Consider the following 23,278-nt stretch of genomic DNA (forward strand, 5'->3'; position numbering starts at 1 on the left):
CATCGGGGAGAAGCAGTCTGGCCATGCCAAACCAACGCTGAAAACCAAGCTCGGTGCCGTTCTGTTAGGCGTTCTTACTCTTCGTCGCCGGGCTCGAAGGTCTGGGGCAGCGGCTCGGCGCTGGCGACCGGGGTCGGCGCCCCGATGGTCGAGGGCACGTTCACGCCGTCGCGCTTGTAGATGTCGTCACGGAACTGCACGAGGCCGTCCGGGGTCGCCCAGGCGGTGATGTAGGTCCAGTAGACCGGCACGGGCTGGGCGATGTTGGCGTCGACGCGCTTGCCGCTCTCGATCGCCTGCTCGACCTGCTCGCGGCCCCAGCCGGGCGTGTCCTTCAGGAGCCACGTGATGTACTCGCGCACGTTCTGCACGCGCACGCAGCCCGACGAGATGAAGCGGAAATCGTCGCCGAACACGCCCTTGGTGTTCGTGTCGTGCATGAACACGCCGTAGGGGTTCGGGATGTTGATGCGCACGATTCCCATCGAGTTGAAATCGGCGCCCGATTCCTGCCGGTAGGTGAAGCGCGTGCCCTCGTCCGAGTTCCAGTTGATCGAGCGCGGCGAGACCTCGCCGTTGCCCGACAGGATGTGGATCTTGTTGTCGGTGAGGTAGTTCGGATCCTTCTGCATCTTCGGGATCAGGTCCTTCTTCACGATGGAAGCCGGGACCGTCCAGGTCGGGTTGAAGTTGATCTGGGTCGCCTTGGTGTTCATGATCGGCGACTGGCGGTCGATCTTGCCGACGCCGGCGGCGTGCAGCGTGACGACCTGGCCGTTCTCCACGGTCTCCACCAGGGCGGCCGGGATGTTCATGATCACGAAGCGCCGGCCGAGATCGCCCGAATAGGAGCGCAGGCGGACGACGTTGGTCTCGAGCTGATGCAGCCGCACGTCGGCGGGCACGTTCATCGCCTGCTGGGTGGCGAGGCTCATGGCGCCGGTCTGGCTGAGGCCGTGGCGGGCCTGGAACCGCTTCACGCCGGCCGAGACGTAGGAATCGTACACGCCGGAGCCGCCGGCGGCCGGATCGAGGTCGCCGGTGACGATCAGGCGCTGGCGCACCGCGGCCACGGCCGGGCCCTTGGCGCCGACGCGCAGGCGGTCGGCGCCGGAGACCGGGCGCCAGCCGCCGCGGTTGACGATGTCCCGGTAGCGCTCGACCATCTGCTCGGTGGCCGACACGGTCTGGGGCGACAGGATCGGCACGGTCTCGCGCTGCACCTGCATGGCGGCGGGCGAAGCGTAGTCCTGCGCCCATTCGGCCTGGGCGTAGTTGCCCTGGTCGCGGGCCTCGGCGGCACCGAGGCCGAGCGTGCCGAGCGCGGCGACGCCCAGCATGGCGGTGAACCGGTTTGTTGCCTTGATGCGCATCAGTCGCTGGCTCTTGTCCGGAGTTCGTCAGTTCATGGCGAGAGCGGGTGTACTCGGTCGCCACGGTGTCGGGATGGCCTTAAGACTCCCTATCGAAGGGGCCGGATTGTGGCGTCGGCGTGCGCCAGCGCACGTGGCGACTGGATGCGGCACGGCGACAACAGTCGTGGGTGGACCAGTGTGGCAGAGATGTCACCGCAACGCGGGCCGGCGCAGGATTCCGCCTTCCTCATAAGGACCGGCCGCGCGAGCCTGACGTGTCGTCTCGGTCGATCATCATCCTCAGGACGGAAGCATGCCGATGAAGATCTTTTGCGCGGCCCTCCTCGGCCTCAGCGTGTTCACGGGGGCGGCCCAGGCCGACCCGATCAAGGCCGGCGACCTCACGATCGACACGCCCTGGCTGCGCGCCACGCCGAACGGCGCCAAGGTCGCTGGCGGCTACGTGACGATCCGCAACTCCGGCACCGCCCCGGACACGCTGACGGGCGCCGCGGTGCCGTTCGCGCGCTTGGGCGAGATCCACTCCATGTCGATGGAGGGCGGCGTGATGAAGATGGCCCCGGTCTCCGGAGGCCTGACGGTCAAGCCAGGCGAGACCGTGGAGCTGAAGCCCGGCGGCTATCACCTGATGTTCGAGGGCCTTTCGGGCGCCCCGAAGGCCGGCGACAGCGTGTCCGGGACGCTCACGTTCCAGCGTGCCGGCACCGTGCCGGTCACCTTCTCGGTCGCACCGATCGGGGCGAGCGCGCCCGGTGGCGGTCACCAGCATCAGCATTAAAACGGCCACCGCCGGGGTGACTACCGGCTCGGCATGAGCCGACGTGCTGAACCAAGCCCTTGGACCCGTTCACGATTGCGCGGCTGTCGCGAGCGGCTCGGGCCTCCGGCTCTGCCGAGCCCGGACGGCGATACACCTTCCGGGTGTCTCGAAATGGGTCATGCAACTGATCCTGGCGTCGCCGACGCGCCCCTGTTCAAGGCCTGCGCGCCCGAGGGGAGCCCGATTCCAAGACCGGTCCAAGGCACCGTGTATTCGGTGGTGTCCAGGTCACCTTTTGAATGCTTGCAGCCGGCCGTGTACGCCATATCTTAACCATCGGCCGGCTCATTAAGGTTAAGGAAGATCTAACCCTGATGCCGCCGCGGTTCGGCGCTAGGATTGCGGCGTCGCCCGAGAGCCATGGCCGGAATGTCCCGGTCCGGGACGGCTTGGCCCGTCGGCGGCACAGGAGAGGCACATGAACGGCTTCGATGTCACGTTCCGGGACGATCGGGACTGGGTCGATTTCGGCAAGACCTACGTCAATTCCGAGGCGTTCAAGACGCTGTTCCGCGACGGCATGCTGCTCGTGGAAGAGACGGCGGCCTATCTCGACGGCCAGGGCCGGGACGAGTCGCGCCTGGTTTCCCGGGATGCCACGCTCAGCTACGCGGCGGAGAGCATGCGCCTTACGACGCTGCTGATGCAGATCGCGTCGTGGCTGCTCGTGCAGCGCGCGGTGTCGGAGGGCGAGATGACCCCGGCGGAGGCGCTGCAGGAGAAGCATCGGGTCAAGCTCGGCAAGTCCGAGCCGCCGAAGCAGTCGGACTTCTCCCTGCTGCCGATGCGCCTCCAGCAGCTGATCCTGCGGGCGCGCCGGCTGCATGCCCGCATCCTGCACCTGGATTCGCTGATCACCGACGACCGCCCGACGCCGATGCCGGTGGAGAGTCCGGTGGCGGCCCAGCAGGGTCTGCTGCGCATGGCGTTCCGCCTCGGCGAGGGCTGAGGAGGGCGGCGCGGTCGGTCCCGAAGGCTCCGACCGCGCGCAGACCTCAGAAGGCCGGCACTTCCCCCGGCCGCTTGTCCGTGATGTAGGCCCGGATCGTATCGTTCTGATAGGCGCGGACGAGCTTGGATACCCACGGAGCGTTCTTGTCCGTCTCCCGAACCGCGATGAAGTTGCTGTAGGGATTGTCGACCGACGACTCGATCGCGATCGAGTCCTTGCCCGGCTTCAGGCCTGCCTCGACCGCGTAATTGGTGTTGATCACCGCAGCATCGAGATCGTCGAGGCTGCGCGATAACTGGGCCGCGTCGATCTCACGGAACTGAAGCCTCTTCGGATTGTCGGTCACGTCGAGCACCGTGGGGAGGATGCCGACGCCGTCCTTCAGCTTGATCAGCTTCTGCGCCTGAAGCAGCAGCAGGGCGCGCCCGCCATTCGACGGGTCGTTCGGGATGCCGACCGACGCGCCGTTCCTGAGTTCGCCGACCGCCTTCACGCGCCGGGAATAGAGCCCGATCGGCGAGACGATCGTGGCCCCGACCGGCGCGATCTTGTAACCCTTCGCGGCGATCTGGTTCTCCAGGAAAGGCTTGTGCTGGAAGGCGTTGGCCTGAAGGTCCCCGGCATCCAGGGCGGCGTTCGGCAGGAGGTAGTCCGAGAACACGACGAGATCGAGATCGAGCCCGTCCTTGGCGGCGATCATCTTGACCTTCGCCCAGACGTCCTCGGCATCGCTCATGATGCCGACCTTGATTTTCTCACCCGCCAAGGCCGGTGCGGCGAAGGTCAGCAGAACGGCGACGACGGAAAACAGCCTGCGCTTCATGAAAAACTCCACAGTCGCCGCTTGCAAAGCTCAAGGGCGCAAGAAGATGCATCGACTTAAATTTGAAACTACTCAGGCTCCGCGCGACGAAGACCTCGAGACAAACAGCCGCCACCGGGTCCGTGCGAGACCGTGACGACCGAGGATCGTGACCGGGCGGATCGTCGACGGCACCGGACATTACGACGGCTCGGCTTGGCTGGAAAAGAGGCCGCGCCGAACGGGCCGGCCGGGTGGTACGACCGGTGCGCACCGAGACAGAAGAATATTTTCTCTCTGCGGCGTCAGACAAGATCGAACGCGTCGGCGAGCTGGAAAATTCGCCAGACCATTCCGCCAGAAAATTCTCGCCCCGCTCTGCGACGGCGCAGAACAGGCACGAAAAAACGGGCGGCCCCGCGAGGGACCGCCCGTTCTGATTCGTTTCGGCGCGATCCGTCCGGGATCAGCGCTTGCCGAGGTTGCCGAACCGCGAGTTGAAGCGCGAGACACGGCCAGCGCGATCGAGCATCTTCTGCTCGCCGCCGGTCCAGGCCGGGTGGGTGAGCGGATCGATGTCGAGGTTGAGGGTGTCACCCTCCTTGCCGTAGGTCGAACGGGTCCGGTACTCGGTACCGTCCGTCATCACGACCTTGATGAAGTGGTAGTCGGGGTGCTCGGTCCCCTTGGCCTTTGCGGCCGCGTCCTTCGCCATGACCTGTCGTTCCTGTTCTGGCATGCCGGCGGGGAGCGCAGGAGGCGCCGCCCGGCCCGGAATGCGGAAGGTGTCAGCGGTTGCACCGAACCGTAGGTTCGTGGCAACGGCACGTCCAAGCCGACCGTGGTGGCGGCCCGCGGCCATTGAACACGCGCAATCGGATGAGGGGCGGCGTATATCGCAGGCTCTCTCCGGGAACAAGCGCCGTGGACCGGGTGGGAAGAGACGCGTGAGGCGTGATGGCCCGTAAGACCAAAGCGGCGGCTTCCGGCCGGCCGAAGGCCCCATTGAGCGCGCTCCGGCCGCTCCTGCCCTTCGCCCTGCGGTATCGCGGGCGGATCGTTGCCGGCATCCTGGCTCTCGTCTGCGCCTCGGCCTCGACCCTGGTGGTGCCGATCGCCATGCGGCGCGTCATCGACCACGGCTTCACGGCCGACGGCGCGAACGTGATCGACGCCTACTTCCTCGCGCTGCTCGGGGTGGTCGCGGCTTTCGCGCTCTCCAGCGCGGCCCGGGTCTACACCGTGGTCACGCTGGGCGAGCGCGTGGTCGCGGATCTGCGCAGCGCCGTCTTCGCCCGGCTGACGATCCTCGACCCCGCCTTTTTCGACCGCTCGCAATCGGGCGAGATCGTCTCCCGCCTCACCGCGGACGCGACGCAGATCAAGTCGGCCTTCGGCGTTTCCGTCTCGATCCTGCTGCGCAACCTATTCCTGTTCGTGGGCGCGACCGCCATGATGGTGATCACCAGCCCGCGCCTGTCGGTGATGGTGCTGGCCGCCATCCCGGTGATCGTGTTCCCGCTGATCATCTCGGGCCGCGGCGTGCGGCGGCGCTCCCGGGCCGCGCAGGACCGGCTGGCGGACGCCTCAGCCTACGCCGCCGAGGCGGTCGGAGCGGTGCGGACCATGCAAGCCTTCGGGCGCTCCGGCACGGCTGCGGCCAGGTTCGCGGCCGCCTCAGAGGACGCCTACACGGCCGCCCGGGACTCGATCCGGGCGCGGGCGCTGCTCACCGGTGTGGCGATCTTCCTCATCTCGGCCTCGGTGGTCGGGGTGATGTGGTACGGCGCCCAGGGCGTACTCAACCACACGATGACCGGCGGTGAGCTGTCGCAATTCGTGCTCTACGCTGTGTTCGGCGCAGGCGCGCTCGGCCAGCTCTCCGAGGTCTACGGCGACCTCGCGATGTCGGCCGGCGCGGCCGAGCGGCTGACCGAGATCCTCGCGTCCGAGCCCGCGATCCGTGCGCCCTCCCCGGCCCTGCCCCTTCCCGTGCCGGCCGGCGGCGCCGTAAATTTCGAGGCCGTGCGCTTCGCCTATCCGACCCGGCCCGGTCACGCTGCCCTGGACGGGCTGACCTTCGCGGCGGCCCCCGGCGAGCGCATCGCCATCGTCGGACCGTCCGGTGCCGGAAAGTCGACGGTGCTGCAGCTGCTCCTGCGCTTCTACGATCCGCAGGGCGGCCGCGTGCTGGTCGACGGCATCGACATCGCGCGGGTCGATCCGGAGGCGCTGCGCGCCCGCATCGCCCTGGTCCCGCAGGATCCGGTGGTGTTCTCCGGGACGGTCTCCGAGAACATCCGCTACGGGCGCCCCGAGGCCGGTGAGGCCGAGGTGCGGCATGCCGCCGAACTTGCCAACGCGCACGGCTTCATCGCGGCCCTGCCGCAGGGCTACGACACCCAGGTCGGCGAGCGCGGCGTGACCCTCTCCGGCGGGCAGCGTCAGCGCGTCGCCATCGCCCGGGCGATCCTCAAGGATTCGCCGATCCTGCTACTCGACGAGGCGACCTCGGCCCTCGACGCGGAATCCGAGCGCGCCGTCCAGGCCTCCCTCGACACGCTGATGCGTGGGCGCACCACCCTGGTGATCGCCCACCGTCTCGCCACGATCCGCGCCGCGGACCGGATCCTCGTCCTCGACGACGGTCGCATCGTCGAGACCGGCACCCACGAGAGCCTGCTGGCCCAGGGCGCGCTCTACGCGCAGCTCGCGAGCCTGCAATTCACCGACGCCCTGGACGAGACCGCCCGCGGCAAGGGGCTTCGTACGCGCGGCGAGCGCATCCCCGCCGCCGAGTAGTTTGGGACTTGGCTAGGTAGGGTTCTGGGACGGAAGGCTCGTGTCCGTCGCCGAGAGCCGGAACAGGACCGTGATCGTACTTCAACGGGCGGCCGCCTTGAAGGTCTAGGCCCCGCCGTGCCTACGTGTCTCCCGTCCGGTGGATAGAGCCCGATCGGCTGCCTCGGCTACGCCAATGCCGCCTCCGAGATGCTCGCGCAGGCCGACGCCACGGGCAGCAATCCGATGCTGGCGAGATCTCCCACACGATGGTCGCCGAAGACGGCCACGCTCGGGCCGAGGGGCTGGGGACGTCCCATGCCACCCTGGACCTGGTCGGCGCCGAGCGATGCGTCCGCCCCCGAGGACATCGCTGTCGGTGTGCGCCATTGCGGGCGGGGCTCTCGAAGCGCGTCGTTCGGTCCGGTCTATCGGACGGGCGAGCGCCTACCGCTCCGTCAGCTTCATCTCGATCCGGCGGTTCCTGGCATAGGCATCCTCGGTGGTGCCGGCGTCGAGGGGTTGGAACTCGCCGAAGGCCCCGGCCAGGAGATGCTGCGGCGGGATGCCCTTGCTCGCGAGATACTGCACCACCGCGATCGCCCGGGCAGCCGAAAGCGCCCAGTTCGACGGGAATTGCGCGGTGATGATCGGCCGCGCATCGGTGTGACCGTCGACCCGCAGGACCCACGGCAGGTCCGCCGGGATCTGCCGGGCAAGGTCGGCGATGGCCGCGGCGATCCGGTCGAGCTCCGGGCCTGCCTCCGGCTTCAACGTCGCGGAGCCGCCGGGGAACAGCACCTCGGATTGCAGCACGAAGCGGTCGCCGACCACCCGGATGTCCGGCCGGTTGCCGAGAATCTGTCGCAGGCGCCCGAAGAAGTCCGAGCGGTAGCGCGCCAGCTCCTGGACTTTCTGGGCCAGGGCGACGTTCAGCCGGCTGCCGAGTTCGGCGATCCGCACCTGCGATTCCCGGTCGCGGGTCTCCGAGGCGGCCAGCGCATCCTCGAGGGCTGCGAGCTGGCGGCGCATGGCGCTGATCTGCTCGTTCAGGAGATCGACCTGGGACAACGCCCGCTTTGTCGCGCCGCGCTCGGCCTCCAGCTGCTTGTCGAGGGCACCCGCGGCCCCCTGGCTGACAGTCGCGGCCTCGGCCTGCGACTTGGCCTGATCACGCTCGGCCTCGACGCCGGCGAGCGTGGTGCGAAGGCTGCGGACCTCGTCCTCCTGGCCGCGGCGGTTCGAGCGCTCCAGGGCCAAAAGATCGGTGAGGTCGGCGATCTGGCGGTTGAGCTTGACCAGCGTGGCGTCTCGCCCGGTCAATTCCTGCGACAGGAAGAACTGGCCGACCACGAACACCGTGAGCAGGAACACCACCGCCAGCAGCAGCGTCGCCAGGGCATCGACGTAGCCGGGCCAGACGTTGAGGGGGCGCCGGGCGCGGGCCGCGGTCGAGGCCACTACACCCGCTCCCGGCCGAGCCGGTCGAGCACCTGCTTCAGCTCACGCTCGCGGCTCGCCTGGGCCTCGACCCAGTCGCGGATCATCTGCTGCTCGGCGCGCATGTGCTGGACGAGGCCCTGGATGCCCTCGGCCAGGTTGGTCATGGCCAGCGTCGCGGCACGGCCGCCCCCGCCCTCGGATACGATCGTGGTCAGACGCTCGACCGCCTCCTTGAGATCCTGCGCACCGGCGGCGGCGGCAACAGGCCGGACAGCTCCCGCCACTGCCGGCTCGGACGCCGTTCCGGACAGCAGCCAATCCTGCAATTCGTTGTGGAAACGGGCATGGGCCTGGCCGGCCTGCAGTTCCAGGAAACCGGTGATCAGCGACGAGGCGAGACCGAACAGCGAGGCCGAGAAGGCGAGGCCGATGCCTGAGAGCGGCACGGCGAGCCCGGACTTGAGCTCGTCGAACATCACCCCGGCATCGCCGCCGCCACGCATGCCCTTGATCACCCCGCCGACCGCCGAAAGCGTGTCGATCAGGCCCCAGAACGTGCCGAGCAGGCCCAACAGGATCAGGATGCCGGCGATGTAGCGCAGCATCTCGCGGCCTTCGTCGAGGCGCGCCGCGATCGTATCGAGGTAGCCGGAGGTCCCCGGCAGCAGCACCCCGGTCTTCCGGGCCGCGATCATCGGCACCATCGGGGCGAGCAGCGCCGGCGGCTTCCGGGCCTGAGCACCGGTCGCCACCGCGTTGACGTAGCCGACCTCGCGGAACAGCCGGACGACCTGCCCGAAGGCGATCAGCACCGCGATCAGCAGAACCCCGAGGATCAGCCCGTTGAGCCCGGGATTGGCCAGGAAGGCTGGGGTGATCTGCTTGAACAGGATGAAGGCCAGGAAGCCCACCAGGATCAGGAATATCACCATACGCCCGAGATAAATCCCGGGTCGCGCCAGCGGTGGACTGCTATTCTCACTGTTGTCGCGGGCGGCCATCGGTCGCTCTAACCTGATCTCAACATGGGGTCGCCAAGAAGCGGGGCCCGTCACGGCCACTGTGGGGGCAGCCCCACCTGCGATCAAGTCTCACCGCGGACACGCTTGTGTGGCGCCAGACCGGGCGAGACCGGATCCACCCGTGGCATGAGGTAGGCATCAGCCCTGCACAAGCGGCCCATTCGACTTAGGCGGGTTCGATCTCGGGTGGTCGGACGCGGGATGGCGGAGCCGGCTCGATCGCGGGCTTTAGCGGTGCTGGTACCAGTCCCAGACCAGATAGGCCGGAAACGGAAGCATGATGGCGAAGAAAATCCAGTCGAACATCTGAGGCATGCGGAGCTCCCTGGTTCAGAGGATCTCTGCAATCTACGGGTGCGGGCCGCTGAAGTTCCTGGGGCGGCGCGTGCCGGCATCCACTTCGGCTGCGAGGGCGCTAGTCCCAGAACTGAGGCCAGCTCTCCTCGAGATGCGGACCGAGGCGGACCGCCGCGACCCGGGTCGCCAGGCCGTCCGCCTGCGTCTCGACGGCGAAGCCGCACAGCGTCGCCTCGCCGCCGGCGACCTCCCAGCGGGAACCCGGCGTCTTCTGGATCATCCGGCGAATCGGCTCATCCTTCTGCATGCCGATGACCGAATCGTAGTCGCCGCACATGCCGGCATCCGACAGGTAGGCCGTGCCGCCGGGCAGGATCCGGTGATCGGCCGTCGGCGTGTGGGTGTGGGTCCCGACCACGAGGCTGGCACGGCCGTCGAGGTAATGGCCCAACGCCTGCTTCTCGCTGGTCGCCTCGGCGTGCACGTCCACCACGACGGCGTCGGCGGCGGCCCCAAGCGGGCAAGCGGAGATCTCGCGTTCGACTGCGGTGAAGGGGTCGTCCATAGCGTCCATGAAGACCCGGCCCATCACGTTGACCACGAGCACCCGGGCTCCGCCCTGCGTCTCCACCACGGTGGCGCCGCGGCCCGGCGTACCCGGGGGATAGTTCGCCGGCCGCACCAGACGGGGCTGACGGGCGATGAACACCAGCGCCTCGCGCTGGTCGAAGCTGTGGTTGCCGAGCGTCACCGCATCGGCGCCCGCCTGGATCAGCTCGTCGCAGATCGTCTCGGAGATGCCGAAGCCGCCGGCGGCGTTCTCACCGTTGACCACGACGCAGTCGAGCCGCCAGCGCTCCCGGAGTTTGGGCAGGCGCTCGCACACGACGGTACGGCCCGGGCGACCGATCACGTCGCCGAGAAAGAGCAGCCGCATGGATCAGGATGTCCTGTCGAACCGGATCACGCCCATCTCGGTGATCACGAACTGGAGCGGCCGGTCGTGCGGCTCAGCCGGCACGTGTTCAACTGCCTGGACGGAGAAGCCGACCCCGACCGTGAGGACGGGTCGCCGAGCGGACAAGCGCGCGATCGCGCCGTCATAGTACCCGCGACCGTATCCGATGCGCTGGCCGTCGCGATCGAAGGCAGCGAGCGGCACGATCAGGGCGTCGGGCTCCACGGGCGGAAGCGACGGATCCGGCTCGCTCAGGCCGAAGCGGCCGGCGACCAGCGCGTCCCCGGCCCGCCACTCCCGGAAGATCAGTCCCTCGGGGGTGACGTGCGGCAGTGCGACCGCTTGGCCACGGGCGAGCAACCCCTCGGCAGCGGGACGCGGATCGACCTCGCTGCGGATGGGCCAATAGGCGCCGACCAGCCGGGCCTCGGCCAGTTCCGGCAGAGCCAGCAGCGCGCGGGCGATCCGAGCGGAGGCGTCCAGCCGGGCGGCCGGATCCAGCGCGTCCCGGGCGGCCAGTGCCGAACTGCGCAGTGCGGCCTTGAGGACCGCGTCCGGGCTGGGAGATCCGGTATCTGAAGACGATGAGTGCGGAGCCACGTGAGCCGTTGGAGGATCGATCCCGGGAAACCTACAGAGTAGGTGGGCGCCGTGTTGACCAAGTCCAGGGACGAGGCCAGGGACAGCTCCCGAGGGAGTCGATAAGGCCCCGGGGAAAGTGCTCCTGACGGACTCTGCAGCCCCGCATTCGCAATGTAGCGATCTCGTGGGGCTCCCGCCAGGGCCGACGACATGGAAATATCGATGGGCAGGGATCGATCCGATGCGGCATCGGACGCGTCGGCTCAGATCCGTATCGCGGCGGCCGAGCGTTCCTCAGCGAAGGTTGTCGCTCGCCCCGGCGACGACCGCGCGGGTGCCGGCCAGGATCTCGGCCCGCACGGTCTCCGTCTCGGCCGCGTCCCAGAGGCGGATCAGCTCGATCAGACCGCCATGGGTCGCAGACACCGATTCGGTGAAGAACGCCTCGACCGGGATGCCGGCAACGGCGGCGATCCGCGAGAGCCTGACATTCAGGGCGTTGCGCGCAGGCATGTCGGTTCCGATCGTGGCGCTTGCACTCATGAAACAGTCACTCCGATTGATCGGACGCACGGGATATCAGACATCCTCAAACCAAAATACAATCTATGCAATTAGTCCATCCGGCTTAAGGCACGCACAAGTTGCGTTATCCACCATCGGGGTAGGCAACAAGCGCCGGGACAGCGTTTTGACCCCTGAAGCCCTGTTGCAACAGGCTGAACCCATGGGTTTGGGGGCTACCGACGCCGGCAACGCTGCGAAGCGATCAGGAACGGCCCGGCATCCGGATCCGAGGGGCTCGGGCCGAGCCGTCGATGCACTCGATGCCGCCACCCGAATTGACGGTGTGGAGCCGTGTCCCGGCCCAGGCCGGGCCTGGTTCGATGAGGCCGATCAGGGTCTGGGCGAACCCGTCCGGGTCCAGGCGATCGATCCGCGCCAGCCCGAGGGCGCGGCCGTAACCCGTGGCGCAGTCCTGGACCGGGCGGATCAGCTGGCCGCCGCGCTCGACGATGCGCCCGGCCGGCCGGGCGGTCGCAGGATCGATCAGGACCGGGTTGGCCGGATGCGGCGTGTAGGGACCCCGGAAATCGGGAGCCGACCAGAGGCACAGCGCGTCGTGGTAGGATCCGGAGCCGGCAGGCGCCTCGGTGGCGGCATCGCGCACGGTCGCGAACAGCCACCATCGGCCGCCGTGTTCGAGGAGCGTCGCATCGCTGGCGACCACGTCGGAGAGCAGCGTCGCCTCCTTGACCCAACCTCCGGGATAGCGGGTCGCCCGGTAGAGATCGACCCGGCCGGCCGCGGAACTCTCCGGGACCATCCAGACCGCCCCGTCACGCTCAAACACGAACGGATAGGAGAGATGATGGGGCTCCTCCAGCACCGGCACGGGCGTGCCCTCCGGGCCGTCCGGGCCGAACCGGACGGCTGAGATGATCGCCTTGCCGGTCGCGTGCGGAAATTCCTCGACGAAGACGTGCGTGCTCCCGGCGTAGGCGAGCGGGAACGGGTCGGCGTAGAAGCGGTGGCCGTCATCCGGCAGGTCGGTCCACCCGGTCTGGGGGTGACGCCCGAGGTCGATCAGGTCCGGTCCGTCGAGGTGCCGCCAGCCGCAGCGCCAGTGCGGAGCGCGATAGCAGAGATGGTACAGGCGGCGGATGACCGCGCCGGCCAGCATCCGCGCTGCGCGCGAACCGAGTTCGCTGCCCGGCAACGTCCGCTCGGGCCTCGGGGACGGCTCGGGCACGGCCGAGGGCGGAGCGCTGCGCCCGGCGGCGCGGCGAGCGGTTGCTGCGGCGATCAGGGTCACCGTCCGCGCCAGCGCGTCGTCGATGCCGGCGAGAAGGATGCCGGGCCGGTCGGTGCCGAGCCGGCCTTCGGCCTGAATGCGCCCATCCGCGATCAGCGTAGCCCGCGGGACGGCACCGGCCAGCAAGCTCGCCAGCAGGGCGTCGTCGCCGCGCCGGCCGTCGAAGGCCAGATGCCAGATGCGGGGCCCGGCAGGTAGGTCACCGCACAGGTCGATCGTCAGATCGGGCCAGGCGTCTTGCCGCCGCCATGGGTCGAGGGCGGTCGGCGGCAGGCGCTCCGAGCCGATACGCGGCAGACGGTGGATCAGTGCCTCCAGCCGGAACAGCAGCTCGACCGTGTCGGGCCACCCGTTCGGGACCTGCGCGGCGTCGATGCTGACGGCGCGGATGCCGGGTGTCGCGGCGATTCGCTCCAACAGGGCGATCTGCCAGCGGCGTGGTTCGGCGCCGTCCAGGCGAACTCTCACATGCATGATGGAGCGCCCCTGCGCAGTGTAGCAGTCCGGCAGATCACGGCTGCGGCTACGACCTAATTCCCAAACCCTAACGGGACGGATAATCCTGGCGGCAGCAAACTTCGGTAGAGGGCGTTTACCAGACGCTGAGTAATCGGTGCGTGCGGCCACGACCCTCGGCAGTCTTGAGGGATTGTCAGCAGTCTGCGCGACACTTGCAGTGGGGGTGGAGCCCGCGAGGGACCGACCGAGTTCGAGACGATGGTGACCGATCGTGGCACAGATCGACCGTAACATTGCCGTGGCGAGCTGGCTCGCGCCGGTCCATCCGGCACAGCCGGAGCGGACGGGCCCGACCCGGCCCGACACCACCGCCGAGTTCGGCGACCTGTGGCGCATCCTGTGGCGGCGCAAGCGCACGGTGCTGGGGACCGCCCTGGTGCTCGGGCTGCTGGTCCTCGCCTATGCTCTGATCACCCCGTCCCTCTACACCGCGACCGCGCAAATCCTGATCGACCCGCGCGACCGGCAGGTCGTCCTGAACGACGTCAATCCCGCCGCGCTGTCGCCGGACGGCGGCATCGCCCAGGTCGAGAGCCAGGTGAAGGTGATCGAATCCGACGCGGTCCTGGGCCGGGCCGTGACGCAGGCGCGCTTGGAGAGCGAGCCCGGGTTCGGCGCGGCTCAGGACGGTCTGGTCGCGCGCAGCATCGCCTCGTTCCGGGAGTTGGTGCTCGGTCCCAAGCCGGAGCGGCCGGTCGATGCGCGCGGCCGGGCGCTCGACCAGCTGCGGCGCAAGCTTGCGGTCAAGCGCGCCGACAAGGTGTTCGTGATCGACGTGGTCGTCACCACGGTGGATCCCGACCTGTCGGCCCGCATCGTCAACGCGATCGCGAGCGCCTACCTGGCCGACCAGACCGAGGCGCGCTCCGACGCCGCCAAGCGCGCCTCCGGCGACCTGCGCGGACGCCTCGACGAGCTGCGCAACGCGGTCAACGCCGCCGACAAGAAGCTCGAGGACTACAAGGCGCGCAACGGCCTGATCGCGTCGAGCGGTCGGCTCGTGAACGAGCAGCAGCTCACCGATTCCAACGCCCGTCTGGTGGCGGCGCGGGCCCGGACCGCCGAGGCGAAGGCGCGCCTTCAGGGTATCAAGGATGCGCGCGGCCAGGCAATCGGCTCGGGGGCGATGCCGGAGGCCGTCCAATCCTCGGCGGTCGACCGGCTGCGCGGCCAGTATGCCGAGCTCGCCGCCAAGGAAGCGGACCTGCGCACCAACCTCGGCGAGCGCCATCCCTACATCGCCGCCGTACGCACGCAGATGCAGGATGTCCGCCGCCTGATCGACGCAGAACTGAACCGCATCGCCGGCGCCGCCGAGACCGAGTACCAGCGCGCCCAGGCCAACGAGAAGTCGCTCGCAGCCGACCTGGAGCGGCTGCAGCGGCAATCGGCGGTGACCGCGCAATCCTCGGTTCAGCTGCGCGAGATGGAGCGGGAGGTCGAGGCGGCCCGCACCGTGTACAACACCTTCCTGGTGCGTACCCGCGAGATCAAGGAGCAGTCTGGGATCGACAGCTCGAATGCCCGCATCATCACATCGGCCCGGCCGCCGCAGGATGCGAGCTGGCCGCCGCGGCTGATCCTGGTCGCCGCCGCGCTGGCAGGCGGCCTCGGCCTCGGCGCCGGCCTCGCGCTGACCCGGGAATACCTGGAGCCGACGGTCCTGTCGTCGCGTCAACTGGAGCGGCTGTCGAACGCCCCCGTCGTCGCAGTGATCCCGGGCGTCCAGCCGGGCGGCGCCAGCACGGCAGCCGCGAGCTTCACACTGGACCACCTCGCCACCACGGCGGGTACGCGGGGCCGCTCGCTGGCGCTGCTGGTGACGTCGGGCCAGGCCGAGGCGACCGAGCGCCGGGCGGTGATCGCGCTGCTCGCTTCTGTGGCCGTGGCACGCGGCGACCGCGTGCTGCTGATCGATGCCGATCTCCGAACCGACAGCGCCGGCACAGCCGGGCTCCTCGACGTGCTGCGCGGTGAGCAGAGCCTCAACGCGGTCACGCAGGTCGATGCGAAGACCGGTGCCCGGCGGATCGGACTCGGCGATACCCAGAAGCCGATCCGCGACGCGCTGGTCCCGACCAACATCGAGCGCTTTCTAGCCGGCGTGAAGGGCCGGTTCGAGCTGGTGCTCGTCGACGGCGGCGTTCTCTCCGAAAACCTTCGTCTCGGCCCGATCGCGGCGGCGGCGGACCGGCTGCTCCTGGTCGTCTGCAACGGCGCCACCCGCCAGCGCGACCTGATCGACCTGGTCGACACCTCGGAAGCCCTGGGCCGGCCCGTCTCCGGCTCCCTGCTGCTCGACCGGCGTAGCGCGTGAGCACGGCGCGGCCCGCGGGCTTCGCGCACCGGCAGGCGGCGCGTTCAAGGCCGGACACGCGCCTGCGCGGCCTGGCGCGGCTCGAATCGATGGCCTTCATCCTGCTGACCGTGGTTCTGGTCGGCGTATCCGGCGGCCTGCTCTGGGCGCTCGGCCTCAACTACGACGGCATCAGCGGTTCGGCACCCGCGAAGGTCCATCCGGCGACCTACATGGTCGTCGCCCTGGTCGGCTGGACGATGCTGCGCGCAGGCAACCCGGTGATCCCGGTCGCACAGGCCCTCAACCGCCGGCCGGCCTGCGTGCTGCTGGCCTTCTGCGGCGTGCTGCTGCTCATACTGATCGCGGCCCGCGGCGGCACGGGCTTAGCCGGCTCGATCGACACCTTCGTGCTGGCCGGGCTCGTCCCGATCCTGCTGATGGACCGGGATGCCGCGACGCTGCGGCGGATCGAGGCCGTCTTCCACCTGATGATGCTGGCCAACGCGCTGCTCGGCCTGTTCGAGTTCGCCAGCGGCCAGCGGTTCTTCCCGTTCCGGTTCGACGGCATGGCGTTCGAGACGGACACGCGCTCGGCCGCGCTCCAGGGCCACCCGCTGGTCAACGCGACGCTCACCGCCTGCTACATCCTGGCGCTCGCCAACGGCGGTGGCCGCCTGAACCCGGCGCTCCGGGCCGGAGTGATCGCCCTGCAGCTCGTCGCGCTGGTGACCTTCGGCGGCCGGTCGGCCACGGTGACGACCCTCGCGCTCGGCGGGGCGGTCGGCCTCTTCGCCCTGAACCGAACGCTGCGGAGCAACCGCATCCCCCTGATCGGGGCGGCCTGCGCGTGTTTCGTGCTGACGGCGCTGCCGGTGATGGTCGCGGTGCTGGCAGCAGTGGGGTTCTTCGACACGCTGCTCAGCCGTTTCGTCTCGGACGGCGGCAGCGCCCAGGCCCGGGTCGACATGCTGGCGATCTTCGATGCCGTCCCGTTCCGGCAGCTGCTGCTGGCGCCCGACCTCCTGCAGGTCAGCACCCTGCGGCGGATCTACGGCCTGGAATGGGGCATCGAGAACTCGATCGTTTCCGACGTGCTGTACCACGGCATCCTGGTGACGACGCTGCTGGTCGTGGCAGTGAGTCTTTATCTCACGGAGATCGCGCGCAACTGCCGACGCGGCGTCTGGCTGCCGATCCTTACCTTCGTGATCCTGGTCAACACCTTCGAGGGTCTGGCCGGCAAGACCACCATGCTGGCGAAGTTCGCCCTGATGCTGATCGTGCTGTTTCCGCCCAATTCCCTGCGCGCGCGGGCCTGACGGCCGCTCACGGCCGCGGCGTGAGACCCAGCGCGGCCACAAGGGCGGGATCGATCCTATGCGCGTCGTCCATCAGGCCGAGCCCGTCGAACAGGTTCCAGAACGACCAGCCGAAGCCCGCCTGCTCCGCCGCCCGCCGCACGTCGCCGAGATAGGCCGCGCGGTCGGGCGCCCGGGATGCGGTGTACCGGGCATCGGTGCGCAAAGCCCCGAACTCGCCCATCAGGATCTGCCGCGCCGGGATCCCGTAGAGGTCGGCCCAGGCCGCGACCGGGGCCAGCTCCTTCGCCAGGTAGGCCGGTCCCGGTTCGGCCGCGAAGTAGTCGCGCAGCTTCGCCTCGATCACCGCGCGGTCCCGGGCCTTCTCGGCCTCCGGGACCGCGCGGTCGGCAGCCATGCGCGCCCGGACCGCCGCCAGGGTTTCGGGCTGGCGCCCCGGGGTGCCGGGCCAGGGCACGGCGTTCAGCCAGCGATAGAACGGCTCTTCGGTGAGCCATGTCGCGCCCTGGTGGGAGAACAGGTACGGCTCGTAGAAGTGGAAGGTGTAGAGCAGCGGCGTGAACCGGGCGAGGGCTTCCGGGTCGAGGACCGTCAGCCCGGAGACGAGGCTGCCGCAGGCGCCGGTCGCCACCAGGGTCAGGCCCGGCGCGGCGCCCCGCGCTGCGGTGAGGAGCCCGGCCTGGACCCGGTTCCAGGCCTCGGCCCCACAGCCCTGCGGCGGCTCATTGACCGGCTCCAGCGCCACCCGCCCGATACCCTTCCGGACGCAGAGCCGGGCGAGGTCCGCGATGAGATCGCGATAGGCGGGGAACAGCGGCGCCCGGTCCGATCCGTAGAACGCGTCGGGCGTGTAATGATGCGTGGCGGCATTCGCCTGCACGTTGACGAGGACGCGCATCCCGGCGGCCAGCACGTCGTCGATCGCGGCCGAGAGCATGGCCATGAGGTCGGCCCGGCGCCCGCCCGTGAACGCCACGAACGGTCCGGGATCCAGGGGAAGCCGCGCGAAATCGAAGCCCAGCACGGCCAGCCGGCGCAGGTCGTCGCGGGTCGGGGTCGGACGGTCAGCCTGGAACGGCGGCCAGGCGTAATCGATGCGCGGCGCCGGAAACTCCGTGGTCAGCGAGAACCAGGGCCACAGGGCGATGCCGCGGCGCAGCGGAAGCGGTTCGGCCACGGCCGCAGCCGGGAGCGGACCGGCGCCGGCGAGCGCGAGGCCGCCGGCCAGCACCGAGCGCCGGTTCGCGCTCACATGTCGGTCCCGACCGTCGCGCGAGCCGGGCTGGCGTCGATCCGGATCGGCGATGCGGCGAGCGCCGGGTAGCCGCCGACCCGGCGCAGCTCGCCTTCGTAGGCTGCCAACACGTCGTCCCAGCGGAAGCTTTCGGCACGCGCCCGCGCCGCCGCACCGGCCGCAGCGACCGCATCGTCGTCGGCGATCACGCGCTCGATGGCGGCGGCGCAGCTGTCCCCGTCCGTGAAGTAGAACTGACCATCGCCCGCGGTGTGGCGGTTGAAAGGATTGTCGTGGGCGATCACCGCGTTGCCGGCCCACAGCGCCTCGACCAGCGACGGGTTGGTGCCGCCGACCGTGTGGCCGTGAAGATAGGCGCGGGCGTGGACCCGGAGGCTCTGGACCAGTTCCGGCTCGTAGATCGCTCCCGGCATCAGCACCTCCAGTCCCGCGGCGTCCTCGACCGCACGGTGATAGGCATTGCCGACCTTCAACGTTCCGAGCACCACGAGCCGCATGCCCCGCGGCTTGCGTGAGAACGCCTCGACGAGCGTCAGGATGTTGTTGTCGGGCTCGATGCGGGCGATCGACACGAGGTAGCGACCCGCCGTGAGACCGAGCGGAGGCGGCCCGAGATCCGCCGGCGGCGGGTCGCCCCCGTAGGGAATCGTCGCGATGGCGCGCCGTGGGCGGCGATGGGCGAGATGGTCCGCAATCGCCGGATGGTCGGCCACGAGGCGCTGCGACGCCCAGGCGGCGATCCACTCGCTCAGGTAGAAGAACGTCCGGACCGGCAGCGACCATTTCGGCCGACGCCACTCGATCCCGTCCATGTTAGTCAGGACCCGGCCGCCGCGCACCCGCAGATAGGGCAGGAACGCCGCGCCGTTGTAGCCGAGCACGAGGCAGACGCCGCCCCGCGACGCCGCGTCCTTCACGCAGAACGCATCGAAGGCCAGCGTCGCGGCCGGGCCGCGCAGGGCGACCTCCACGGTGATCAGTTCGATGCCGTTCCAGGTTCGGGTCGAGATTCGGTCCCCCACCCGGTCGACCTCTGCCTGGCAATACACGCCCACGCGCCATCCGCGACCCGCCAGATAGAGCGCGAGTCGTTCCGCGAAAGTCTCGAAGCCGCCATGGGCGGCCGGAATCCCGCGTGTCCCAAGAATAAGTAGTGTGGGCACATCAACGGGCACGGCTCTTCCTTTCTTGTCAGCGATTCATATTGTACGGAGACAGGAATAACGGTCGCCTAAACAGGCGATACAACTCACGGTTGTTATAGACTGATAAGTATTCATCTTATGGTAGATTTCTCGATACTCACGACATCTTCTAGCCCAGTCGGTGCTCACGGGGCATCGCATCCGTTCGCGTTTGGGCCGGAGACGGCACAGACTCTTCAGCGTGACGCATTCGCCGAGCCGGGCTCCGCCGGGACGACGCGCCGGTTCATATTCAGCCGCGCCCGCGGCGATGCACCGGTCACCCGAATCACCTGCGTGCATCAGGGTTTCGAGCTCTACGGCTCGGATCGCTGCTTCATTGAGACAGTACGGACAATCCGGGCCGCCCATCCGAGCGCGCGGATCGACGTGGTTCTGCCCCGTAGCGGCCCGATCGTGGCGGCGCTCGAGCCCTATGCCAGCGCCATCGTGATCGAGCCCCTGTGGATTCTGCGGCGCAAGAACCTCGCCCGGCTCGCGACGCTCGGGATGATGGCGCTGCCCTTCGCGGTGGCCCGGGCGCTTCGGCGCATCCGCGACAGCGACCTCGTCTACGTCAACACGACCGTGGTGGCCGATTACCTGCTGGCCGCCCGCCTGCTGCCGGGGCGCAGCATCGTGCATGTGCACGAGATCCCGGAAGGCGCCGTGCTGAAGGTCCTGCGCGGGCTGATCCGCTGGAGCGGGGCCAACGTGGTCTTCAATTCGCGCGCCACCGAGCGCGCCTACACGCTGCCCCCGGAAGCCACGGCCCGGGTCGTCTATAACGGCATCGCGGGCCCGGCCGAGCCGAACGACCGGGATTACGACGGCACGCGTCCGCTGCGCGTGCTGATGCTCGGCCGGATCAGCCGGATCAAGGGCCAGGACGTCCTGGTCGAGGCGCTCGCCTCCCTGCCGAAAGCCGTTCGCAACCGGATCGACTTGCGGATCGTCGGAAGCGCCTTCGAGGATGCCGCGCGCGAGGAAGCCCTCGCCGCACGGATCGCCGAGACGGGTCTGTCGAAGCAGGTCACGCTCCAGCCGTTCGTGGACGATCCGTCCGCGCTCTACCGCTGGGCCGACGTGGTGACGATGCCGTCGCAGCGGCCCGAATCCCTGGGACGGGTCGCGATCGAGGCGATGTCCTACGGGGTGCCGCCGCTGGTGACCGACATCGGCGGACTTCCCGAGGTGGTCGCCGACGGCAAGACCGGCTGGATCGTGCCGCCGGGCGGTCCGCAGCCGATCGCCGATCTGCTGGCCCGCATCGCCACCGATCCAGCCAGCTGGCGCGGCTTCGGCGCCGCGGCGCGGGCGCGCTACGAGACCCTGTTCTCGGAAGCCTCGGCGGCCGAAGGGATCAACGGCATGGTTCGCGCGACCCTGCGGGGCGCGTTCAGTGCCGACAAGGCGGTGACGGCGGAACAGGCCCCGCGCCCGACGGCGTGAGCGGAGCCCGCGGGCTCAAGCGCTCGTCGGCGGACACCCGAGCCGGGCCAGCGATCATCCGTCGCGACCGATCTCCGGTGGACAATCGACGCCTCAGTCAGATTCGGTAAGTACCAGTCGTCGATAAAGCTCGACGGCCAGAACGTACGCGTTTTGGCGAATCTCGAAGCGTCGGATCGGGAGCGGTCATCCGCACCGTTCAAGCGTCGGACATTGCACGGTAGGGTCGGCGGTCCCCGCCGGCGAGCGGACCGGACCGGCGGAGGAACACCTCGTCATGGATGTCGTCGGCTTCGTCGCCCGGATCATCGACAGGGTCTCGGCAGAGAACCTCGTCGCCGCCGGCCTGCTGTTCGCGACCGCGTTCGGCTGTGCGCTGATCGCCTACTTGCGGACGGCCGAACGCTATTCGTTCACCGAGTTCTTCGAATTCGTGCTGCCGCACGAAGTGATGACGCACCCCTCCGCGCGGGCCGACCTGCTGTTCTACGTCACCCGCAAGGCGATCATGCCGTTCCTGCTGATCCCGGCCGGCGTGACCTTCGTGGTGGCGGTCGGCTACGCGACCAACCGGGTACTCGGCACCGTCTTCGGGATCGACCAGCCAGTCTTCGGTGATCCCGGACCCGTGACCGTGGTGCTGTTCACCCTCACGATGCTGCTGGCCTACGACCTGTCCTACTACCTCTACCACACGGCCCAGCACCGCTATCCGTTCCTGTGGGAGCTTCATAAGGTTCACCACTCCGCCGAGGTGATGGTCGGCATCACCAAGGACCGGGTCCACCCGCTCGACGAGCTGATGAATCGCGCCTGGGACGGGGTGATCCCCGGGATCTGCTTCGGGATCTGGAGCCTGCTCGCGCTCGACCCCGTCGAGCTGACGGTGTTCGGGATCAACGTCTACATCATGCGCAACATCCTGATGATGGACTTCGTGCGGCACACGCATTTCAAGATCTCGTTCGGCCGGCTCAACGCAGTCATCCTCTGCCCGCACTGGCACCAGCTTCACCACTCGACCGCGCCCCAGCATTACGACAAGAATTTCGGGCTGCTGTTCTCGTTCTGGGACCGTCTGTTCGGGACCCTTCACGTCCCGGATCCGAACGAGGATTTCACCTTCGGCCTCGTCGACCGCGACGTCGCCGACTATCAATCGCTGTCGGGGCTCTACGTGCTTCCGTTGAAAAAGATGGGCCGGCGGATCGTGCGGCAGGTCAGGCGCCTGCGCGGTATTCCGACCCAGCCTCGCTCGGGCGCTTGACCATGTCTCCTGAACGTTTCGAGATCGTCCGCTCCACCGACCGACTCGCGGCCGTCGGACCGGCCTGGACAGACCTGTGGACCCGCAGCAATGCCCTGGTGTTCCAGAGCCATGCCTGGATCTCGGCCTGGTGGGCGAGCGCCCCCGACCGCGATCGCCGGGCGCTGGCGATCGTGCTGGCGTGGCGGGGCGAGACCTTGGTTGGCGTGCTGCCGCTCGCAACGGTGCGGCGGAAGGGTTTTCGCGTGCTCGAATGGGCCGCCAAGGATTGCTCCGATTTCGGCGACGCCGTGCTGGCCGACCGCACGAATGCCGGGCTGGTGCGCCGGATGTGGCAGCAGGCCAGCCGGGACGGCGGATTCGATCTGGCCTATCTCAACCGCCTTCTGCCCGACGCTGCCGCGCGGGTGCTGCTCGCCCCCGCCACCGGGGGCGTCCGGCTGCGCCTGAACCACCGCGACGAGGCGAACTGGCGGGTGCGCGGCCCCTGGCCGACCGGGCAAGCCTGGTTCGACGCACAGTCGAAGAAGACCCGCCAGAACTACCGCCGCGGCCAGAAGACCATGGGCGAGCACGGGCCACTCACGTTCCGGCTGCTCGGCCCCGAGGAACCGCTCGGGCCGGTTCTCGACAGGCTGACCCAGTTCAAGCGGGCCTGGCTGGCAACCCACGACCTGCCCTCCACGGCGTTCTACGACGAGGGCTCGCAGGCCTTGCCCGCGATGGTCCAGGTGCTGGCCGCGACCGGGCTGCTGCACGCTTTCGTGCTCGAATGCGGCGGCGCCGTCGTCGCCGTCTCGATCAACTTCGTCCAGGCCGGCACGATGATGGCGTTCGTTACCACCTACGATCCGGCCTTCGAGCGAGGCTCGCCCGGCATGGTCCTGATGATGGATTACATCATGTGGTCGATCGACCGCGGGCTGCACACGGTCGACTTCCTGTGCGGCGACGAGGGCTTCAAGGGCCGCTTCGGCACGCAGTCCCTGACCCTGACCTCAATGATGGGCGGGCGCACCCCCCAGGGCGCGGCCGCACATCTTGTCGACCGCACACGGCACGCGTGGCAGCGGCGCTTCGGCAAGGACGGCGCCGCGGAAGGGGCGCCGACCGAGGCCGCGGCGTAACGGACTG

General features: G+C 69.0%; 18 protein-coding genes, 1 other RNA gene and 1 pseudogene. 8 read left to right on the forward strand and 12 right to left on the reverse strand.

The window, feature by feature from the left end; genetic code table 11:
* Positions 1–74: 74 nt before the first annotated feature.
* Positions 75–1,373: a L,D-transpeptidase family protein gene (locus tag AC0IY0_RS20515; protein WP_147906273.1), complete on the reverse strand. Its 1,299-nt coding sequence runs from the start codon at positions 1,371–1,373 to the stop codon at positions 75–77.
* A gap of 349 nt (positions 1,374–1,722) precedes the next feature.
* Between AC0IY0_RS20515 and AC0IY0_RS20520 the strand changes: the two are divergent.
* Together AC0IY0_RS20520 and rcdA are read left to right on the forward strand one after the other, a co-directional pair.
* A pseudogene (locus AC0IY0_RS20520) lies at positions 1,723–2,154 on the forward strand (copper chaperone PCu(A)C); the annotation flags it as partial.
* A 460-nt stretch (positions 2,155–2,614) separates the two neighbouring features.
* Positions 2,615–3,145, forward strand: a complete 531-nt coding sequence (gene rcdA, locus AC0IY0_RS20525; protein ID WP_147906275.1) for a protease adaptor protein RcdA — start codon at positions 2,615–2,617, stop codon at positions 3,143–3,145.
* Between the two features lie 46 nt (positions 3,146–3,191).
* Here the strand turns inward: rcdA and AC0IY0_RS20530 are convergent, their stop codons facing one another.
* Together AC0IY0_RS20530 and rpmE are read right to left on the reverse strand one after the other, a co-directional pair.
* Positions 3,192–3,971 carry a MetQ/NlpA family ABC transporter substrate-binding protein gene (locus AC0IY0_RS20530; protein WP_471765274.1) on the reverse strand — a complete coding sequence of 260 codons (780 nt, stop codon included), beginning with the start codon at positions 3,969–3,971 and terminating at the stop codon, positions 3,192–3,194.
* 445 nt (positions 3,972–4,416) lie between these two features.
* The gene (rpmE, locus tag AC0IY0_RS20535) at positions 4,417–4,665 is read right to left on the reverse strand and encodes a 50S ribosomal protein L31 (RefSeq protein ID WP_007565880.1); all 249 of its coding nucleotides are present in this window, start codon (positions 4,663–4,665) and stop codon (positions 4,417–4,419) included.
* A 242-nt stretch (positions 4,666–4,907) separates the two neighbouring features.
* On the opposite strand from rpmE, the gene AC0IY0_RS20540 reads away from it, so the two are divergent.
* Entirely contained in the window at positions 4,908–6,752 is a 1,845-nt protein-coding gene (locus AC0IY0_RS20540; protein ID WP_471765276.1) for an ABC transporter transmembrane domain-containing protein, read from the forward strand.
* Positions 6,753–7,178: 426 nt separating this feature from the next.
* On the opposite strand, the gene AC0IY0_RS20545 is transcribed toward AC0IY0_RS20540, so the two are convergent.
* The 7 genes from AC0IY0_RS20545 to AC0IY0_RS20575 all read right to left on the reverse strand — a co-directional run bounded on the left by AC0IY0_RS20545 (position 7,179) and on the right by AC0IY0_RS20575 (position 13,323).
* Positions 7,179–8,192 (reverse strand): peptidoglycan -binding protein, encoded by a 1,014-nt coding sequence (locus tag AC0IY0_RS20545; RefSeq protein ID WP_147906278.1) that lies wholly within the window; start codon positions 8,190–8,192, stop codon positions 7,179–7,181.
* Complete coding sequence (locus AC0IY0_RS20550; protein WP_471765277.1) at positions 8,192–9,175, reverse strand: flagellar motor protein MotA; 984 nt, start codon at positions 9,173–9,175, stop codon at positions 8,192–8,194. Before AC0IY0_RS20550 ends, AC0IY0_RS20545 begins: the two co-directional genes overlap by 1 nt.
* Positions 9,176–9,611: 436 nt before the next feature.
* The gene (locus tag AC0IY0_RS20555) at positions 9,612–10,430 is read right to left on the reverse strand and encodes a TIGR00282 family metallophosphoesterase (protein WP_147937942.1); all 819 of its coding nucleotides are present in this window, start codon (positions 10,428–10,430) and stop codon (positions 9,612–9,614) included.
* A gap of 3 nt (positions 10,431–10,433) precedes the next feature.
* Positions 10,434–11,051, reverse strand: coding sequence for a 5-formyltetrahydrofolate cyclo-ligase (locus tag AC0IY0_RS20560; protein WP_461232242.1), 618 nt, complete (start codon positions 11,049–11,051; stop codon positions 10,434–10,436).
* Positions 11,041–11,197, reverse strand: a non-coding RNA gene (ssrS, locus tag AC0IY0_RS20565) — 6S RNA. Before ssrS ends, AC0IY0_RS20560 begins: the two co-directional genes overlap by 11 nt.
* A gap of 130 nt (positions 11,198–11,327) precedes the next feature.
* Positions 11,328–11,576, reverse strand: coding sequence for a hypothetical protein (locus AC0IY0_RS20570; RefSeq protein ID WP_419830798.1), 249 nt, complete (start codon positions 11,574–11,576; stop codon positions 11,328–11,330).
* A 226-nt stretch (positions 11,577–11,802) separates the two neighbouring features.
* A complete protein-coding gene (locus AC0IY0_RS20575; protein ID WP_147906283.1) occupies positions 11,803–13,323 on the reverse strand; it encodes a glucosamine inositolphosphorylceramide transferase family protein in 1,521 nt (506 codons plus the stop codon).
* 256 nt (positions 13,324–13,579) lie between these two features.
* On the opposite strand from AC0IY0_RS20575, the gene AC0IY0_RS20580 reads away from it, so the two are divergent.
* A complete protein-coding gene (locus tag AC0IY0_RS20580; protein ID WP_471765278.1) occupies positions 13,580–15,685 on the forward strand; it encodes a GumC family protein in 2,106 nt (701 codons plus the stop codon).
* Positions 15,682–16,986, forward strand: a complete 1,305-nt coding sequence (locus tag AC0IY0_RS20585; RefSeq protein WP_471765279.1) for a VpsF family polysaccharide biosynthesis protein — start codon at positions 15,682–15,684, stop codon at positions 16,984–16,986. Before AC0IY0_RS20580 ends, AC0IY0_RS20585 begins: the two co-directional genes overlap by 4 nt.
* Before the next feature lie 7 nt (positions 16,987–16,993).
* On the opposite strand, the gene AC0IY0_RS20590 is transcribed toward AC0IY0_RS20585, so the two are convergent.
* Both AC0IY0_RS20590 and AC0IY0_RS20595 read right to left on the reverse strand, forming a co-directional pair.
* The gene (locus AC0IY0_RS20590) at positions 16,994–18,238 is read right to left on the reverse strand and encodes a glycoside hydrolase family 5 protein (protein ID WP_461232246.1); all 1,245 of its coding nucleotides are present in this window, start codon (positions 18,236–18,238) and stop codon (positions 16,994–16,996) included.
* Positions 18,235–19,416, reverse strand: coding sequence for a DUF1972 domain-containing protein (locus AC0IY0_RS20595; protein WP_471765281.1), 1,182 nt, complete (start codon positions 19,414–19,416; stop codon positions 18,235–18,237). The genes AC0IY0_RS20590 and AC0IY0_RS20595 overlap by 4 nt, the downstream gene beginning before the upstream one ends.
* 108 nt (positions 19,417–19,524) lie before the next feature.
* Here AC0IY0_RS20595 and AC0IY0_RS20600 point away from each other — a divergent pair, with 108 nt between their 5' ends.
* The 3 genes from AC0IY0_RS20600 to AC0IY0_RS20610 all read left to right on the forward strand — a co-directional run bounded on the left by AC0IY0_RS20600 (position 19,525) and on the right by AC0IY0_RS20610 (position 23,271).
* A complete protein-coding gene (locus AC0IY0_RS20600; protein WP_471765283.1) occupies positions 19,525–20,877 on the forward strand; it encodes a glycosyltransferase family 4 protein in 1,353 nt (450 codons plus the stop codon).
* Between the two features lie 277 nt (positions 20,878–21,154).
* Complete coding sequence (locus tag AC0IY0_RS20605) at positions 21,155–22,144, forward strand: sterol desaturase family protein (protein WP_471765286.1); 990 nt, start codon at positions 21,155–21,157, stop codon at positions 22,142–22,144.
* Between the two features lie 2 nt (positions 22,145–22,146).
* Positions 22,147–23,271, forward strand: coding sequence for a GNAT family N-acetyltransferase (locus AC0IY0_RS20610; protein ID WP_471765288.1), 1,125 nt, complete (start codon positions 22,147–22,149; stop codon positions 23,269–23,271).
* The last annotated feature ends 7 nt before the right edge of the window (positions 23,272–23,278 follow it).

This window comes from Methylobacterium sp. AC315, from assembly GCF_979253755.1.

What these genes read in the sequence shown, in the direction of transcription:
- AC0IY0_RS20515 (WP_147906273.1), bottom strand. Translation starts at nt 1,373, where the DNA reads ATGCGCATCAAGGCAACAAACCGGTTCACCGCCATGCTGGGCGTCGCC.
- rcdA (WP_147906275.1), top strand. Translation starts at nt 2,615, where the DNA reads ATGAACGGCTTCGATGTCACGTTCCGGGACGATCGGGACTGGGTCGAT.
- AC0IY0_RS20530 (WP_471765274.1), bottom strand. Translation starts at nt 3,971, where the DNA reads ATGAAGCGCAGGCTGTTTTCCGTCGTCGCCGTTCTGCTGACCTTCGCC.
- rpmE (WP_007565880.1), bottom strand. Translation starts at nt 4,665, where the DNA reads ATGGCGAAGGACGCGGCCGCAAAGGCCAAGGGGACCGAGCACCCCGAC.
- AC0IY0_RS20540 (WP_471765276.1), top strand. Translation starts at nt 4,908, where the DNA reads ATGGCCCGTAAGACCAAAGCGGCGGCTTCCGGCCGGCCGAAGGCCCCA.
- AC0IY0_RS20550 (WP_471765277.1), bottom strand. Translation starts at nt 9,175, where the DNA reads ATGGCCGCCCGCGACAACAGTGAGAATAGCAGTCCACCGCTGGCGCGA.
- AC0IY0_RS20555 (WP_147937942.1), bottom strand. Translation starts at nt 10,430, where the DNA reads ATGCGGCTGCTCTTTCTCGGCGACGTGATCGGTCGCCCGGGCCGTACC.
- AC0IY0_RS20570 (WP_419830798.1), bottom strand. Translation starts at nt 11,576, where the DNA reads ATGAGTGCAAGCGCCACGATCGGAACCGACATGCCTGCGCGCAACGCC.
- AC0IY0_RS20575 (WP_147906283.1), bottom strand. Translation starts at nt 13,323, where the DNA reads ATGCATGTGAGAGTTCGCCTGGACGGCGCCGAACCACGCCGCTGGCAG.
- AC0IY0_RS20600 (WP_471765283.1), top strand. Translation starts at nt 19,525, where the DNA reads ATGGTAGATTTCTCGATACTCACGACATCTTCTAGCCCAGTCGGTGCT.
- AC0IY0_RS20605 (WP_471765286.1), top strand. Translation starts at nt 21,155, where the DNA reads ATGGATGTCGTCGGCTTCGTCGCCCGGATCATCGACAGGGTCTCGGCA.
- AC0IY0_RS20610 (WP_471765288.1), top strand. Translation starts at nt 22,147, where the DNA reads ATGTCTCCTGAACGTTTCGAGATCGTCCGCTCCACCGACCGACTCGCG.